This is a genomic window from Streptomyces sp. NPDC051907, from assembly GCF_040681075.1.
Taxonomy (GTDB): Bacteria; Actinomycetota; Actinomycetes; order Streptomycetales; family Streptomycetaceae; genus Streptomyces.
This window is the reverse complement of the sequence record NZ_JBFAYB010000141.1, coordinates 1-14,822: the sequence shown is the minus strand read 5'-3', so window position 1 is coordinate 14,822 and position 14,822 is coordinate 1. Positions and strand designations below refer to the sequence as shown.

The window sequence follows — 14,822 nt, the reverse complement described above, 5'->3', positions numbered from 1 at the left end:
TCAGCCCCGCCGGCGCGTGAGGCGCACCATCCAGCCCCGCCGGCGATTGAGGCGCGGGGTTCGGGGCAGCGCCCCGACCGGTGCCAACCGCGTCCGAGCCCGCCAGATCCCGCACCCGCCCGTCCCGCGCCGCCGTCGCGGCCAGCCGCGCCACCAGGCTTCCGTCCGGCGCCCGCAGGTCCGTGCCGCCAGGGGCCGCCGGCACCACGCGCTCCGCGAGCGCGTCGCCGACCGCCTCGGCCGTCAGTACCAGCCCGGTCGCACCCGTGCACGACACGGCCGCGTCGGCACGTGTCAGCTCATCGGCCACCGCGTCCATCGACACCGCGCGCGCCGTCACCCCGCCGGGCTCGGTCAGCGCTGCGGCGAGCCGCTCCGCTCGATCAAGCGTCCGGTTGGCGATGACGAGTTCACGTACGCCGAGCCGCGCGAGCGTCGTGGCGGCCAGCGAGGACATCGAGCCCGCGCCGATGACCAGCACCCGCTTGTCCGAGGCCCAGTCGTCGATCTCCGCGCCGGCCGCGAGCTGCTCGAGGCCGAAGGTGACGAGCGACTGCCCGGCCCGGTCGATCCCGGTCTCGCTGTGCGCGCGCTTGCCGACCCGCAGGGCCTGCTGGAAGAGGTCGTTGATCAGCCGGCCCGCGGTGTGGAGCTCCTGCCCCAGCGCCAGCGCGTCCTTGATCTGGCCGAGGATCTGCCCCTCGCCGACGACCATCGAGTCCAGCCCGCACGCCACCGAGAAGAGGTGGTGGACGGCCCGGTCCTCGTAGTGCACATAGAGATAGGGAGTGAGCTCCTCGAGCCCGACCCCGCTGTGCTGCGCGAGAAGCGTGGACAGCTCGGCCACGCCGGCGTGGAACTTGTCCACGTCCGCGTACAGCTCGATGCGGTTGCACGTGGCCAGCACGGCCGCCTCGGTCGCCGGCTCGGCGGCCAGCGTGTCGTGCAGCAGCTTGATCTGCGCGTCGGCGGACAGCGACGCCCGCTCCAGCACGCTGACCGGCGCGCTGCGGTGGCTCAGGCCTACGACCAGGAGACTCATGCCGGCATCACCGCCGGCAGGTCGCCGTCAGGACCGGGGCCCTTGCGGGCGGGGCCCGTGGCGCCGCTCGCGGCGGCCTCGGCCTCCTCGCCGGCCTTGCGCTGCTCGTGGAAGGCGAGGATCTGGAGCTCGATCGAGAGGTCGACCTTGCGCACGTCGACGCCGTCCGGCACGGACAGGACGGTGGGCGCGAAGTTCAGGATGGACGTGACGCCGGCCGCGATCAGCCGATCGCACACCTGCTGCGCGGCGCCCGCGGGCGTCGAGATCACGCCGATGGACACGCCGTTGTCGCTGATGATCTTCTCGAGCTCGTCCGTGTGCTGGACGGGGATCCCGGCGACCGGCTTGCCGGCCATGGCCGGGTCGGCGTCGATCAGCGCGGCGACCCGGAAGCCTCGCGAGGCGAACCCGCCGTAGCCGGCGAGGGCGGCGCCGAGGTTGCCGATGCCGACGATGACGACGGGCCAGTCCTGGGTCAGGCCCAGCTCGCGGGAGATCTGGTAGACGAGGTACTCGACGTCGTAGCCGACACCGCGGGTGCCGTACGACCCCAGGTAGGAGAAGTCCTTGCGCAGCTTGGCCGAGTTCACCCCGGCGGCAGCGGCCAGTTCCTCGGAGGAGACAGTGGGCACGGACCGCTCGGACAGCGCGGTCAGGGCGCGCAGGTACAGCGGAAGCCGGGCGACGGTGGCCTCGGGGATTCCTCGGCTACGGGTCGCCGGTCGGTGATTTCGGCCAGTTGCCACGGTGCTCCTGCGGGATGAGCGAGGCTGCAGGCGGCCGTATGTCCAAGGACCGCCCCGTCGAATGCAGGCTATGTCTTTGTGAACGCGTGCACAAAGATGGTGTCCGCTTTGTCCGAGCAAAGTGACCGGGGTCACGCAATCTGATCGCCCGATCCAGGAACCATGGACCACCTCGGTCCTGCAGAGAGCCGAAGGGGGCAAACCCGTACACACTCCTCACGAACGCGCCCCCGAGACCGCCTACTGTGCCCTGTCCGCATCGCATCCCGATAGAGCCGGGCCGGTCCGCGAGAACCCACACAAATCGACCACAATCGTATCCGGCCCCGACACGCCCCAGCTCAGGGCGGCCGCCGCCCTGAGGGCAGACACCTCAGCTCGTGGCCGCCCGACAGGCGACCCAGCTCAGGGCCGCCGCCGCCCGGCAGACGCCTAGACAGGTGCCCCGGCGTCCGGCCGACGGTCCGTGCAGGCCATCCGTACAGGCCGTCCGCTCAGGCCAGCCGTCCGTACAGGCCGTCCGTACAGGCCAGCCGTCCGTACACGCCGTCCGCTCAGGCCGCCAGCGCCCGCCGCAGCCGGTCCGCGTCCACCCGCCAGAAGGTGTGCTGCTCCCCGTCCACCAGGACGACCGGGATCTGCTCCCAGTACGCGCGGTGCAGCGCCTCGTCCTGCGTGATGTCCTTCTCCTCCCAGGACGCCCCGGCCTCCGTGCACACCTCCTCGATCACGGCCCGCGCGTCGTCGCAGAGGTGACACCCCGGCTTCCCGATGAGCGTCACCACCCGTTCGCCGGCCTTCTTCTTGTTACGCCGCAGCACAGGACTCATACGCCCATTCTGCGCCCGCGCACGCACGGCGCGGCCCCAGCGGCCGCGCACCGGAGCGCGGGAGAGACGCCCGGCGGCGCGATGGGCACGCGCCGCGCCCATACGCCACCCATGCGGGTGGTTTCGTACCTAAATCACCCGGTTAACAGGCCGGTCGCGCAGAGTTCACGCCATCGCACCCCGGCGTGTCGGGAACTACCGAACAGACTGGCTATGCTCACGACATGGCCGCACTGGGATGGCTCACCCCCCGTAGGCGCTCCGCCACCGCGCGGAGCGTCCTGGCAGGCGAGGCAGCAGCCGAGGCAGCGCGTAAGTCGTCACAGCAGTACGAGGCGCTCGACGCGCTCGGCACGCTGGACCAGGACGAGACCGCCTCGCGCGCCGAACCGGAGTTCCCCGTCGCCGGGGACGACCGCGCCGCCGCTTTCTTCGACCTCGACAACACCGTGATGCAGGGCGCCGCGATCTTCCACTTCGGCCGGGGCCTGTACAAGCGGAAGTTCTTCCAACGTCGCGAGCTGGCCCGATTCGCCTGGCAGCAGACCTGGTTCAGACTCGCCGGCGTCGAGGATCCGGAGCATATGCAGGACGTGCGCGAGTCCGCCCTGTCCATCGTCAAGGGCCACCGCGTCTCCGAGCTGATGTCCATCGGCGAGGAGATCTACGACGAGTACATGGCCGACCGCATCTGGCCCGGCACCCGTGCCCTCGCCCAGGCGCACCTCGACGCGGGCCAGAAGGTCTGGCTGGTCACCGCGGCCCCCGTGGAGACCGCCACGATCATCGCCCGCCGCCTCGGCCTGACCGGCGCGCTGGGCACGGTCGCCGAGTCCGTGGACGGCGTGTACACCGGCAAGCTGGTGGGCGAGCCGCTGCACGGCCCCGCCAAGGCCGAGGCGGTCCGCGCCCTGGCCCACGCCGAGGGCCTGGACCTGGGCCGCTGCGCGGCCTACAGCGACTCGCACAACGACATCCCGATGCTCTCGCTGGTGGGGCATCCGTACGCGATCAACCCGGACACCAAGCTCCGCAGGCACGCGCGCGAGCGCGAGTGGCGGCTGCGCGACTACCGCACCGGCCGCAAGGCGGCCAAGGTCGGCATCCCGGCTGCGGCCGGCGTCGGCGCCCTGGCGGGCGGCACGGCGGCCGCGGTCGCCCTGCACCGCCGCCGCCGCTGACGGCCCGGCGCCCCTCTCCCCTCCCTCTCCCTCCCCCTTTCCCGCCCCCGTCCGCCTCCACTGTCGTGACGTGTTCACGACGGTGGAGGCGTTCGCGTTTCGGGGAGTGCGCACTGTGTTCGGGAGGGTGAACGCGCCCGCGTCGGCGGCCAATCCGGGGTCTTACCCGTCCACTTCCCCGGCCAGTCATATTCCTGCGGTCCGTGCACAACAGAACGCCGTACTAGACAGATGACGACCCAATTCGATCAATAGATGGTCACCATGTGCGACCAGATCCATCGTGTAGGTGGAACAGAAGCGACGGAAACGATGATTTGAGCAACTGGGTGTAGCACTGCCTGTACGAAGCGTTATTCTCCTCAGACGCATGACGGACCAAACCAGTCCCCACGACGGGTGAACGGTCCCGCACTGCACGTGATGGAAGCTCTGCCTCTGGGAGTCCCGTGTACCCACACGTCGGGGTTGACGCCTCGGGCCTGGCTACGCTGCGCGCAACGGTCCTCGACCACTTGCGCGGCTTCGTCCCCACCGCGTACGCCGTCCCCGCATTCGCCACGCCCCGCTTCGCCATGAGCGGCCCTGCCGCCCCCTGCTACGCCCTGGCCGACGGCATCGAGAAGGGGCCGGCGCGCAGCGGCGTCGTCGAGGGGCGGCGGTCGGGCGACGGACGGGTGGCCGGCAGACGGGCGTCCCGGGGCAGCTCCGGCTCCTCGACCACCGCCCGCCGCCCCAGCGCCGACAGCGACAGCGCCCGCATGATGGACCTGGTCGAGCGCGCCCAGGCGGGCGAGGCCGACGCCTTCGGCCGGCTCTACGACCAGTACAGCGACACCGTCTACCGCTACATCTACTACCGCGTGGGCGGCAAGGCGACGGCGGAGGACCTCACCAGCGAGACCTTCCTGCGCGCCCTGCGCCGCATCTCCACCTTCACCTGGCAGGGCCGCGACTTCGGCGCCTGGCTGGTCACGATCGCCCGCAACCTGGTGGCCGACCACTTCAAGTCCAGCCGCTTCCGGCTGGAGGTCACCACCGGCGAGATGCTCGACGCCAACGAGGTCGAGCGCAGCCCCGAGGACTCCGTCCTGGAGTCCCTCTCCAACGCCGCTCTGCTGGAAGCGGTCCGCAAGCTCAACCCCCAGCAGCAGGAGTGCGTGACCCTGCGCTTCCTGCAAGGCCTCTCGGTCGCGGAGACCGCCCGGGTGATGGGCAAGAACGAGGGCGCGATCAAGACGCTCCAGTACCGAGCCGTACGCACCCTGGCCCGTCTCCTCCCGGACGACGCCCGCTGACACCCGCCGACGCCCCCCGCGCCCCCGGGACCGCCAGACCAGCTACACCCGACCGAGACTGACTGAGATCGACAGAGATCGACAGAGATCCACTGGGACCAATCGGAACGGACCGGGCCCGCCCGGCCCGCCCCCGGGCCGATCGGGACCCACCGGGACCCACCGGGACCGGGACCTGCCGGGATCTGCCGGATCCCCGACGCTTCCGGCGTCCCGACACCCCTCAGAACCACTGGCTCTCACGACGCCAGCCGACGCCCGCGACCGGATTCGGCCCACCACCGGCATCCGGCCCTCAACTCACAATCGGTGACGCCTCGATGACGCACTGGTCCGATCATCTTTCGCGCGTAACCCAAGTGCCGCGACGCTCGTTGTGCGGGATGCAGGCTCCCTGTGGTCACGCCATGCCCACAGCCACTCACTCATCTGCGTGGATGTGCTCAAGGCGTGCAACCCTCCAGACCCCCAGGGGAGTCGATCGTCATGACGAGAGGAGGTGCCGCCAGTGATCGCGAACGTTTCGGCACACCGGCGGGCGAACGCCTTCGCCCAGGCCTTGGAAGAGCAGACGGCCGAGCAGCCCGACGCATCGGTCGAACCGACCGAGCAAGAACGGCTGTTGGCTCTGGCTACCGGTCTCGGCGAACTGCCGAGACCGGAGCTGGACCCCGAGGTCAAAGTGGTGCAGCGGGCTCAGCTCGTGGCAGCCATGGAGGCGATGCTGCAGGAGGACGCCGCCACGGGCGGTGAGTCCGCAGGCCCTACGGTGCCCGAGCAGCGGTCGTCCGGCCGCGGCGCCCATCGGGCCTCCCCGCTCCGGAAGTTGCGGCCACGCTCCCGCTGGTCCAAGGGGCTCGCGGCCGGCGGTCTCACCGTCGGAGTAGCGGCGGGCGCCTTCAGCGGAGTGGCCGCTGCCAGTTCCGACGCCCTTCCGGGTGACTCGCTGTACGGGCTGAAGCGCGGTATGGAAGATCTCAAGCTCGGCCTGGCGGACGACGACTCCGACCGCGGCGAGCTCTATCTGAACCAGGCCTCGACCCGCCTCAGCGAGGCGCGCCGCCTCATGGAGCGCGGTCGTGCGGGCGATATGGACCATGAGTCGCTCGGCGAGGTCCGCCGCGCGCTGAACGGCATGCGGCACGACGCGAGCGAAGGCCACCGCCTGCTGCTCGCGGAGTACGAACGGGACGGCAAGATCGGACCGATCGCCGCGCTCGACTCGTTCTCCCGCGCCCACCGCGAGGCGTGGAACGGGCTCCGCGACCGGCTGCCCGCCCAGCTGACCGACGTCGGCGACGAGGTGAACTCCGTCTTCGACGCCATAGACCAAGAGGTCCAGCCGCTGGAGTCGCTGCTGCCGAAGGCGCCCGAGAGGAGCCGCGGCTCCCAGGTCCCGGGATCTACCCCGAGCTCCCCGGGAACATCGGACCCCGGCAGCCGTACGTCCCCGTCCTCACCGGGCGCGGGCGACAGCCGCCCCGGCGAGGTCGGCCAGCCGAACCCGTCGGGATCCGGATCCGGCGCGACGACGGACGACGGCCTCCTCGGCGGCGACACGGGCGGCGGCCTCCTCGACCCGCCGACGAACGGCGCGAGCCCGTCCCCGTCCGGCAAGCAGTCCACGCAGCCGCAGCCGGACGTCACCATCCCGCCGCTGCTCCCGGGCATCCTGCCGGGCCTCGGCTTCGACGGCGAGGACGCGAGCTAGGAGGGCGTGCACCGGTGCACGGATGGGCGGTCGCTCCCGCGAGGGAGCGGCCGCCCATGTGCGTGCGTCCGCCTGCCCACCTGTCGATCGTCCGCCGGCCCGCTGTCCGCGCGGACACATGTCAGAACGCGGACACGTGTCAGAAGAAGACGGACCTGCGCTGCACCAGCAGCTTGTAGAGCGTGTGCTGGATCTGCTCCCGGACCTGGTCGGTCAGGTTGAACATCAGCATCGGGTCCTCCGCCGCCTCCGGCGGATACCCGTCCGTCGGGATCGGCTCGCCGAACTGGATCGTCCACTTCGTCGGCAGCGGCACCGCCCCGAGCGGCCCCAGCCAGGGGAACGTGGGCGTGATCGGGAAGTACGGGAAGCCCAGCAGCCGCGCCAGCGTCTTCGCGTTGCCGATCATCGGGTAGATCTCCTCCGCCCCGACGATCGAGCACGGCACGATCGGCGTGCCGGCCCGCAGCGCCGTCGAGACGAAACCGCCGCGCCCGAAGCGCTGGAGCTTGTAGCGCTCGCTGAAGGGCTTGCCGATGCCCTTGAAGCCCTCGGGCATCACCCCGACCACCTCGCCGCCCTGGAGGAGCCTCTCAGCGTCCTCAGAGCACGCCAGGGTGTGCCCGGCCTTGCGGGCCAGCTCGTTGACGACGGGCAGCATGAACACCAGGTCCGCGGCGAGCAGCCGCAGATGACGGTCCGCCGGGTGGTTGTCGTGGACGGCGATCTGCATCATCAGCCCGTCCAGCGGCAGCGTCCCCGAGTGGTTGGCCACCACGAGCGCCCCGCCCTCGGCCGGGATGTTCTCGACGCCCTTCACCTCGACCCGGAAGTACTTCTCGTACAGCGGCCTGACCAGCGACATCAGGACCTGGTCGGTGAGCTCCTTGTCGTAGCCGAACTCGTCGACCTCGTAGTCGCCGGTGATGCGGCGGCGCAGGAACGCCAGCCCGCCCGCGACCCGCCGGTCCCAACTGCCCCGGCCGCTCGCGTCGGCGGCCTCGGGCGCCTGCCGAGCACCGGCGTCCGCGCGCGGCTGCCCTGGACGGCTCTGGCCCGTGTGACCCGAATGACCCGCGTCCGCGGCCCGTACCGGCGTCTGCTGGCCGGGCAGGGGGCTGACCGGAGCCTCGCCCACCACCGCGGGATCGGTCTTGCGGCGGCCGCCCCCGCCGGGGCGCCGCCGCGCCGAGCGCTGCGCGCTGCCGCGCGAGCGGTCGTCGTCGAACGGAATGACCTTGGCGTCCGCCATCGTTGGCTGCGCTCCTTATTCGGCGTCGCTCTGAGTCGTGTGACGGGCCCGGGAACCCGCGGGGGCCGTCGTGGTCGCGGCGGAGGTCGCGGTCCGCACGGCTGTCGCCCCGCCCATGAAGGGCAGCGCGGCGGCCACCTGGTCCACCGCCCTGGCCAGCCGGTCCGGCGGCAGCAGCCCCGGCCCTCTGCTGCGTGCGAAGTCCGCGAACGTCTCCGCTGTCGTGAACTTCGGGTTGAAGCCCAGTGTCTCGCGCATCTGCGAGGTGCTCACCACCCGGCCATGGGTCAGCAGCCGGATCTGCTCGGGCGAGAAGTCGGTGACACCGACCGTGCGCAGCGCCGAGCCCACCCAGGTGACCGCCGGCAGCAGCACCGGCATCGTCGGCCGTCCCAGCCGCCGCGAGCACTGCGAGAGCAGCAGGACGCCGTCTCCCGCGATGTTGAACGTGCCGCTGTTGAGCGTCCCGCGCCTCGGATCGTTCAGGGCGATCCGCAGCACGTCGATCACGTCGTCCTCGTGGACGAACTGCAGGCGCGGGTCGTAGCCGAAGACGGTCGGCATGACGGGCAGCGAGAAGAACTCGGCGAGCGGCGAGTCCGCGCACGGCCCGAGGATGTTCGCGAAGCGCAGGACGCACACCGCCACGTCGGGCCGGCGGCGGGCGAACCCGCGGACGTACCCCTCGACCTCGACCGCGTCCTTGGCGAAGCCGCCGCTCGGCAGCGACTTGGGCGGCGTGGTCTCGGTGAAGACCGCGGGGTCGCGGGGCGCGGAGCCGTACACGCTCGTACTGGACTTGATCACCAGCCGCTTGACGGTGGGCGACTTCTGGCAGGCGCCCAGCAGCTGCATGGTGCCGATGACATTGGTCTCTTTGACCGCCGTACGGCCTCCGGCGCCCAGCGGCGTGCCCGTGACGTCCATGTGCACGACGGTGTCGACGGCGTGCTCCGCGAGGACGCGGGCGATGGCGGGCTGGCGGATGTCCGCGCGGATGAAGTCCGCCCCGCCGAGATGGTGCTCAGGCCCCACCGCGTCGACGCCGATCACCCGGTCCACCTCGGGGTCCCGCTGGATGCGCCGTACGAGCCGGCCTCCCAGCTGCCGGGCCACTCCGGTGACGAGCACGACCTTCCCCAAGATCAGCGCCTTCCCTCGGTCCGCCTTTACGCGTCACCGTAGCGGTTCGGTGTTGCGCTGTGATGACCGCAAGGCGGTCTTTTGCCACGACTCTGCCATGACGCTCTTCTGCCACGTCGAAAACGCACCGCGGCCCCTCCACCGTGCTGGTGGAGGGGCCGCGGAAAAACACGGACAGCTGCCGCTTACTTCTTGTTGCGACGCTGAACGCGCGTGCGCTTGAGCAGCTTGCGGTGCTTCTTCTTCGCCATCCGCTTGCGCCGCTTCTTGATAACAGAGCCCACGACTACCCTCGCTCACTTCTCTTCACTCGGTGCGGGGCGTCTGGGCCCACACGACCTACGTCGGCCTAGCCTACCTGCCGCCGAGTGAGGGACGTAATCCGAGGGGAGCCGAAGAGCTCCGCCTACGCGGATTCCACCCCCACGAAGGATTCGCGGAGGTACTCGTGAACCGCTTGCTCCGGAACCCGGAAGGACCTCCCCACCCGGATCGCCGGCAGATGACCGCTGTGCACCAAGCGGTACACGGTCATCTTCGACACTCGCATCACCGAGGCGACTTCCGCCACGGTAAGGAACTTGACCTCGTTGAGAGGCCTCTCGCTGCCAGCAGCCATGACCCACCTGTACCTTCCGCACACGACGCACACCGGCTTCCCCTCCGGTGACTCTTCGTCGCGGTGCGCTCACTCACCAGACTAGGGGCGGGTGATGCGAGTGGGGAAGAGGAGCAGCGATCGGCCGCCTACTGTGACAGACACGCTCGATTGAGTACATAGCGAGTAAGCGGTCGGTAGTAATCGGACCGCACAGCGTCATCAAGCGGAACGGCGACGGACACGCGCCCCTCGGCCTCGCCGACGAAGAGCGCGGGATCGTCGGTGTCGGCCAGGCCGATGGCCTCAATCCCCAGCTGACCTGCCCCGCAGACCCATCCGTGATCCCCGACGACCAGCTCGGGCAGGGGCCCGCCGGCCTCCATGGCGCCCTCGAGCGCGACCCGAACCGGGAGGGGGGAATGGGTGTGGGCGCCCGCCTGGGTCCCTGCTCCCCGGGCGCCGGGTTCCCGCACCAGCGCGACTCCTCGTACGTACTCAAGGTTGTACGTACGTACGCCGAACCGGGTCGTTATGTCGACACATCGCCCCTGCGCGGGTGTGAGAACGAGACATCCTGCCGCCGACAATGCGTCTGCCAGCCCTGCGTAGAACCCCAGCAGCCGATGCGGATGCCCGGTCCCGAAGAGCACGGCCCCCCGCCGGGCGGCGACCTCTCCCAGCCGCTCGGCGAACGCCCCGAGCCCGGTCAGGGTCCGCTCCGGATCGATGACATCGGGCCCGGCGACGTACTTCGGATCGTCGGAGACCCCGCACTTGTCGGCCATGAGCGCGATGACGTCCCGCTCCCCCCAGGCCCACTCGGGATCGAGCCCCAGGGTCACGCGCGGATCGCGGGCAGCGAAGAGCCGATAACTCCGCAGACTCTCTTCCCGGGAAGTGGCAACCCGCCCGGCCAACCGAGCGGCCAACAGATGCGCACGAAGCGCTCCGGTGCTCAACACGCTGCCGATGCTTCCGCACGGAGGGGGGCGGGGGGTCAAAAGCGGGATTACTCCGCACAGTTGGCGTAATGGGGAGGGTGAGGTGAGCGGGGGGGCGGGCGGCGCCCAGGAGGGGCGAGAGCCTCGGCGACGAGGAGCGGGGGGCGGAGGCGGGTCGAGGAGGTGCCGCTGACGTCCGGGGGCCGTGCGGGGGGGGTGGGGTGGCGCGAACCCGCCGGGGCGTCCAAGGGCCCCTGGGCGGGTGACGCGAACCGCCGCTGACGTCTAAGGGCATGCGGGGGTGACGCGAACCCGCCGCGATGTCCAGGGTGCTTGCTCGGGTGGCCCGAACCCGCCGCGACGCCCAAGGGCCCCCTGCGCGGTGGGCGAAGCCGCCGTGGCGCACGTGGCGCCCAAGGCCTGCGCCCGCGGCGCAAACCCGCCGCTTACGACCCAGGGCCCCTGCGCCCTGCGGCGCGAAGCCGCCGCTCACGGCCCAGGCCCTGCGCCCGCGGCGCGAAGCCGCCGCTCACGACACGGGGTCGCCGGGGTACGCCGTACCCCCACAACCACCCCCGGGGCCCGGGGCGGAGCCCCAGTTCCGGGAAGCGGCGGGGTGCGGTTGGCGCGAACCCGCCGCGACGGCCAAGGGCCCCCTGCGCGGTGGGCGAAGCCGCCGTGGTGCCCAAGGCCCTGCGCCCGCGGCGCAAACCCGCCGCTTACGGCCCAGGGCCCCTGCGCCCGCGGCGCGAAGCCGCCGCTCGCGACACGGGGTCGCCGGGGTACCCCGTACCCCCGCGACCACCCCCGGGGCCCGGGGCAGAGCCCCGGTTTCGGGAAGGGGCGGGGTGGGGGAGAGCCCGCGCAGCGCCCCCTACGCCAGCAGCCCCCGCAACGGAAACACCGCTCGCCGCGTAGCCAGCACCGCCTGATCCAGCCGATCCGCCGGGTCGTACCCCTCGTCCCACCCCCGCCACCGCACCGCACGCCCATCCGTCATCCGCCCCGGCGCCACCTGCCGCGTACGCGCGTACACCTCGTCCCGCCACGACGACGGAATCACCGACTCCGGGTCCACCGGCGCATGCGCCGCGATCCCCACCAGGTGCGTCCACGACCTCGGCACCACGTCCACCACCGCGTACCCCCCACCCCCGAGAGCCACCCAGCGCCCGTCCTCGACGTACTCGTGCGCCAGCTCGTGGCACGCCTCCTGGACCGCGCGCTGCGCGTCCAGCGAGACCGCGAGATGGGCGAGCGGGTCCTCGAAGTGCGTGTCCGCGCCATGCTGCGTCACCAGCACCTGCGGCCTGAAATCCGCCAACAGCTCCGGCACCACCGCGTGGAACGCCCGCAGCCACCCCTCGTCGCCCGTCCCCGCCGGCAGCGCGACGTTCACCGCGCTGCCCTCCCCCGCGCCCGCCGGCCCCGTCTCCTCCGGCCACCCCGTCCCCGGGAAGAGCAGCCGAGGATGCTCGTGCAGCGAGATCGTCAGCACCCGCGGGTCGTCCCAGAACGCCGCCTGGACCCCGTCCCCGTGATGCACGTCCACATCGACGTACGCGACCCGCTCCGCCCCCAGCTCGAGCAGCCGCGCGATCGCCAGCGACGCGTCGTTGTAGATGCAGAATCCGGACGCCGCCCCCGGCATCGCATGGTGCAGCCCGCCCGCGAAGTTCACCGCGTGCGCGGCCACGCCCCGCCACACCGCCTCCGCCGCGCCCACCGACTGCCCCGCGATGAGCGCCGACGCCTCGTGCATCCCGGCGAAGGCGGGGTCGTCGGCGGTGCCCAGCCCGTACGACTGGTCCGCCGCCTTCGGATTCGCCGACGCCTCCCGCACGGCCGCCACGAAGTCCTCGCGGTGGACGAGCCGCAGCGTCGAGTCCCCCGCCGGCTTCGCGGCGACGACGTCCACCGCGCGATCGAGCCCGTACGCCCGCACCAACGCCATGGTCAGTGCGAGCCGCACCGGATCCATCGGATGCGCGGGCCCGAAGTCATACTTCGTTACCGCCTCGTCCCACATCAACAACCCGCGGCCGCTCATGCCCGCCACCGTATCGGGCGCTGTCCGCCCCGAACGAAGGGGCGTACCGGAACGTGACCAGCACCAACACCAGGGGCACGAGCATCGCCCCCCGGTAGCTCCACGCGTCGCCGAGCGCCCCGACCAACGGCGAACCGACCAGGAACCCCACGTAATTGAATACGTTCAGCCGAGCGACCGCCGCATCACTGGCCCCAGGGCTCCCACTCTCGAACGCCTTCCGCCCCGCCGCCGCGAACGTCTGCGGCACGATCACACTCAGCCCGAGCCCGAGCATCGTGAACCCGAGCATCCCCACCCACGCCCCGGGCGCCACGGCCACCACCGCGAACCCGCCCGCCGCGAGGACCACCCCGCACCGCACGACCGCCACCGCCCCGAAGCGCCGCACCCCCAGGTCCCCGACCACCCGCCCCAACAGCGTGGTGACCATATAGGCGTTGTACGGAACGGTCGCCAGCTCCTCCGACGAGCCGAGCACGTCCTGGAGGTACTTCGCGCTCCAATTCGCCACCGTCGAGTCCCCGATGTACGCGAACGTCATCACCAGACAGAACGGCAGCAGCACACTGAACGCGACCCCCGCAGACCCCCCAGACCCCCCAGCCGCTCCAGCCGCTCCAGCCGCCGGAGAATCAGCTCCTGTGCCTGGCCCTGCGCCGCGCTCCCCGTCCACGTACCAACGACTGGCGACGAGCACGACGGGCAGCAGCACGACCGCCGCCGGCAGATACGACACCAGCAGCGAGAGCTCCCAGTGCGCCCCGCCCCAGGCGAGCGACGCCCCCACGATCCCGCCCAGGCTGTACGCCGCGTGGAACCCGATCATGATGCTGCGCCCGTACGCCCGCTGAAGGCTCACCCCCAGCATGTTCATGGACGCGTCCAGCGCCCCCACCGCCAGCCCGAACAGCCCCAGCGCGACGGCCACATGCCAGAACTGACTCCCCGCCCCGACCGCGACCAGCGCGGCCAGCACGAGCGGCTGCGACCACCTGAGCACCACACTCGGCGCGACCCTCCGCACCAGCCGCTCCGCACAGACGCTCGCCACGCCGGCGAGGATCGGCACGGCGGCGAGGAAGAGGGGCAGCAGCGCGTCGGATATCCCGTACCGGTCCTGAATGGCCGGGATACGCGTCACGAGGAGAGCGAAGGCCACCCCCTGCGCGAAGAAGCTCAGCCCCAGGGAGACCCGCCCACGCCGCAACCGCGCATCCGTCATGGCCGCACAGCGTAGGCCGCCTACCTACCACTGGGTAGATAGATCACACGAGCAATGCGGGCAGCTCCGCCATCGCCCCGAAGTACCCCTTGGCCCCCGCCAGCCGCTCGGCCGCCGTCATCGCCGTGAACCCGTAGACGTCCATCCCGGCCGCCAGCGCCGCCTGCACCCCGAGCCGGCTGTCCTCCACGACGACGCACCGCTCGGGCGCCACGCCCATCCGCTCGGCAGCGTGCAGAAACAGATCGGGCGCCGGCTTGCCCCGGCCCACGTCCTCCGCGCTGAAGACGGTCTCCTCGCGGAACCACTGGTCGAGCCCGGTCTTCCGATGCCCGACCCGGATCCGCTCATGGCTCCCGGACGACGCGACGCAGTACGGAACACCGTCGGCGACCAGCTTCCCGAGCACCTCGGCCACGCCGTCGACGGGCACCAGCTCCCGCTCGAAGGCGGCGAAGACGCGAGCGTGCAATATCTCGTCGAAGTCGGCGGGCAGCCTCTGCCCGCTCCGCTCCATCACCGTGTCGTGCACCCGATGCACGGCGGCCCCCATGTAGTCCCGCAAGGACTCCTCGTACGAGGTGGGGTGGCCGAGCTCCGTCAGATAGCCGGCCAGGATGGTGTTGGAAATGGGCTCGCTGTCGACGAGCACACCGTCGTTGTCGAAGATGACAAGGTCATAGCGCATACCTAGACCCTAACTAGGTCTTGAACGCAGAAAAGCCCCGCACCATAAGGTGCGGGGCTCTCCCACAATGATTGTTCGGCGGCGTCCTACTCTCCCACAGGGTCCCCCCTG

The 14,822-nt window shown here is 71.2% G+C and carries 14 protein-coding genes; 3 read left to right on the top strand and 11 right to left on the bottom strand.

Going from position 1 to position 14,822, the window contains the following annotated elements:
* From hemA to AB0M39_RS38725, 3 genes are all read right to left on the bottom strand, one after another.
* Positions 1 to 1,042, bottom strand: a 1,042-nt coding sequence (gene hemA / locus AB0M39_RS38735; RefSeq protein WP_365372902.1) for a glutamyl-tRNA reductase, incomplete at its 3' end; no start/stop codon positions are given.
* A complete protein-coding gene (locus tag AB0M39_RS38730) occupies positions 1,039 to 1,791 on the bottom strand; it encodes a redox-sensing transcriptional repressor Rex (protein ID WP_365372899.1) in 753 nt (250 codons plus the stop codon). The genes AB0M39_RS38730 and hemA, both read right to left, overlap by 4 nt.
* A gap of 554 nt (positions 1,792 to 2,345) precedes the next feature.
* The gene (locus AB0M39_RS38725) at positions 2,346 to 2,621 is read right to left on the bottom strand and encodes a glutaredoxin family protein (protein ID WP_365372896.1); all 276 of its coding nucleotides are present in this window, start codon (positions 2,619 to 2,621) and stop codon (positions 2,346 to 2,348) included.
* Positions 2,622 to 2,845: 224 nt separating this feature from the next.
* Here AB0M39_RS38725 and AB0M39_RS38720 point away from each other — a divergent pair, with 224 nt between their 5' ends.
* The 3 genes from AB0M39_RS38720 (at position 2,846) to AB0M39_RS38710 (ending at position 6,811) form a co-directional block, all read left to right on the top strand.
* The gene (locus AB0M39_RS38720) at positions 2,846 to 3,802 is read left to right on the top strand and encodes an HAD-IB family hydrolase (protein WP_365372894.1); all 957 of its coding nucleotides are present in this window, start codon (positions 2,846 to 2,848) and stop codon (positions 3,800 to 3,802) included.
* A gap of 449 nt (positions 3,803 to 4,251) precedes the next feature.
* Complete coding sequence (locus AB0M39_RS38715) at positions 4,252 to 5,100, top strand: ECF subfamily RNA polymerase sigma factor, BldN family (protein WP_365372891.1); 849 nt, start codon at positions 4,252 to 4,254, stop codon at positions 5,098 to 5,100.
* A gap of 508 nt (positions 5,101 to 5,608) precedes the next feature.
* Positions 5,609 to 6,811 (top strand): DUF5667 domain-containing protein, encoded by a 1,203-nt coding sequence (locus AB0M39_RS38710; protein WP_365372889.1) that lies wholly within the window; start codon positions 5,609 to 5,611, stop codon positions 6,809 to 6,811.
* A gap of 139 nt (positions 6,812 to 6,950) precedes the next feature.
* Here the strand turns inward: AB0M39_RS38710 and AB0M39_RS38705 are convergent, their stop codons facing one another.
* The 8 genes from AB0M39_RS38705 to AB0M39_RS38670 form a co-directional block, all read right to left on the bottom strand.
* The gene (locus tag AB0M39_RS38705; protein WP_365372886.1) at positions 6,951 to 8,063 is read right to left on the bottom strand and encodes a lysophospholipid acyltransferase family protein; all 1,113 of its coding nucleotides are present in this window, start codon (positions 8,061 to 8,063) and stop codon (positions 6,951 to 6,953) included.
* A 15-nt stretch (positions 8,064 to 8,078) separates the two neighbouring features.
* Entirely contained in the window at positions 8,079 to 9,206 is a 1,128-nt protein-coding gene (locus tag AB0M39_RS38700; RefSeq protein ID WP_365372883.1) for an NAD-dependent epimerase/dehydratase family protein, read from the bottom strand.
* Between the two features lie 185 nt (positions 9,207 to 9,391).
* Positions 9,392 to 9,490, bottom strand: coding sequence for an AURKAIP1/COX24 domain-containing protein (locus AB0M39_RS38695; protein ID WP_003948845.1), 99 nt, complete (start codon positions 9,488 to 9,490; stop codon positions 9,392 to 9,394).
* A 122-nt stretch (positions 9,491 to 9,612) separates the two neighbouring features.
* Positions 9,613 to 9,825, bottom strand: a complete 213-nt coding sequence (locus tag AB0M39_RS38690; protein ID WP_014046653.1) for a helix-turn-helix domain-containing protein — start codon at positions 9,823 to 9,825, stop codon at positions 9,613 to 9,615.
* A gap of 128 nt (positions 9,826 to 9,953) precedes the next feature.
* Positions 9,954 to 10,769 (bottom strand): phosphatase, encoded by an 816-nt coding sequence (locus tag AB0M39_RS38685; protein WP_365372881.1) that lies wholly within the window; start codon positions 10,767 to 10,769, stop codon positions 9,954 to 9,956.
* Positions 10,770 to 11,622: 853 nt separating this feature from the next.
* Complete coding sequence (locus AB0M39_RS38680; protein WP_365372878.1) at positions 11,623 to 12,798, bottom strand: acetoin utilization protein AcuC; 1,176 nt, start codon at positions 12,796 to 12,798, stop codon at positions 11,623 to 11,625.
* Complete coding sequence (locus AB0M39_RS38675) at positions 12,749 to 14,023, bottom strand: MFS transporter (RefSeq protein WP_365372876.1); 1,275 nt, start codon at positions 14,021 to 14,023, stop codon at positions 12,749 to 12,751. The genes AB0M39_RS38680 and AB0M39_RS38675 overlap by 50 nt, the downstream gene beginning before the upstream one ends.
* Before the next feature lie 43 nt (positions 14,024 to 14,066).
* On the bottom strand, positions 14,067 to 14,711 hold the full coding sequence (locus tag AB0M39_RS38670; RefSeq protein ID WP_365372873.1) for an HAD family hydrolase: 645 nt from the start codon (positions 14,709 to 14,711) through the stop codon (positions 14,067 to 14,069).
* Positions 14,712 to 14,822 lie beyond the last annotated feature (111 nt).

Excerpts from the sequence above, each read along its gene's own strand:
- AB0M39_RS38670 (WP_365372873.1), bottom strand. The coding sequence starts at position 14,711 with ATGCGCTATGACCTTGTCATCTTCGACAACGACGGTGTGCTCGTCGAC.
- AB0M39_RS38705 (WP_365372886.1), bottom strand. The coding sequence starts at position 8,063 with ATGGCGGACGCCAAGGTCATTCCGTTCGACGACGACCGCTCGCGCGGC.
- AB0M39_RS38720 (WP_365372894.1), top strand. The coding sequence starts at position 2,846 with ATGGCCGCACTGGGATGGCTCACCCCCCGTAGGCGCTCCGCCACCGCG.
- AB0M39_RS38675 (WP_365372876.1), bottom strand. The coding sequence starts at position 14,023 with ATGACGGATGCGCGGTTGCGGCGTGGGCGGGTCTCCCTGGGGCTGAGC.
- AB0M39_RS38690 (WP_014046653.1), bottom strand. The coding sequence starts at position 9,825 with ATGGCTGCTGGCAGCGAGAGGCCTCTCAACGAGGTCAAGTTCCTTACC.
- AB0M39_RS38725 (WP_365372896.1), bottom strand. The coding sequence starts at position 2,621 with ATGAGTCCTGTGCTGCGGCGTAACAAGAAGAAGGCCGGCGAACGGGTG.
- AB0M39_RS38680 (WP_365372878.1), bottom strand. The coding sequence starts at position 12,798 with ATGAGCGGCCGCGGGTTGTTGATGTGGGACGAGGCGGTAACGAAGTAT.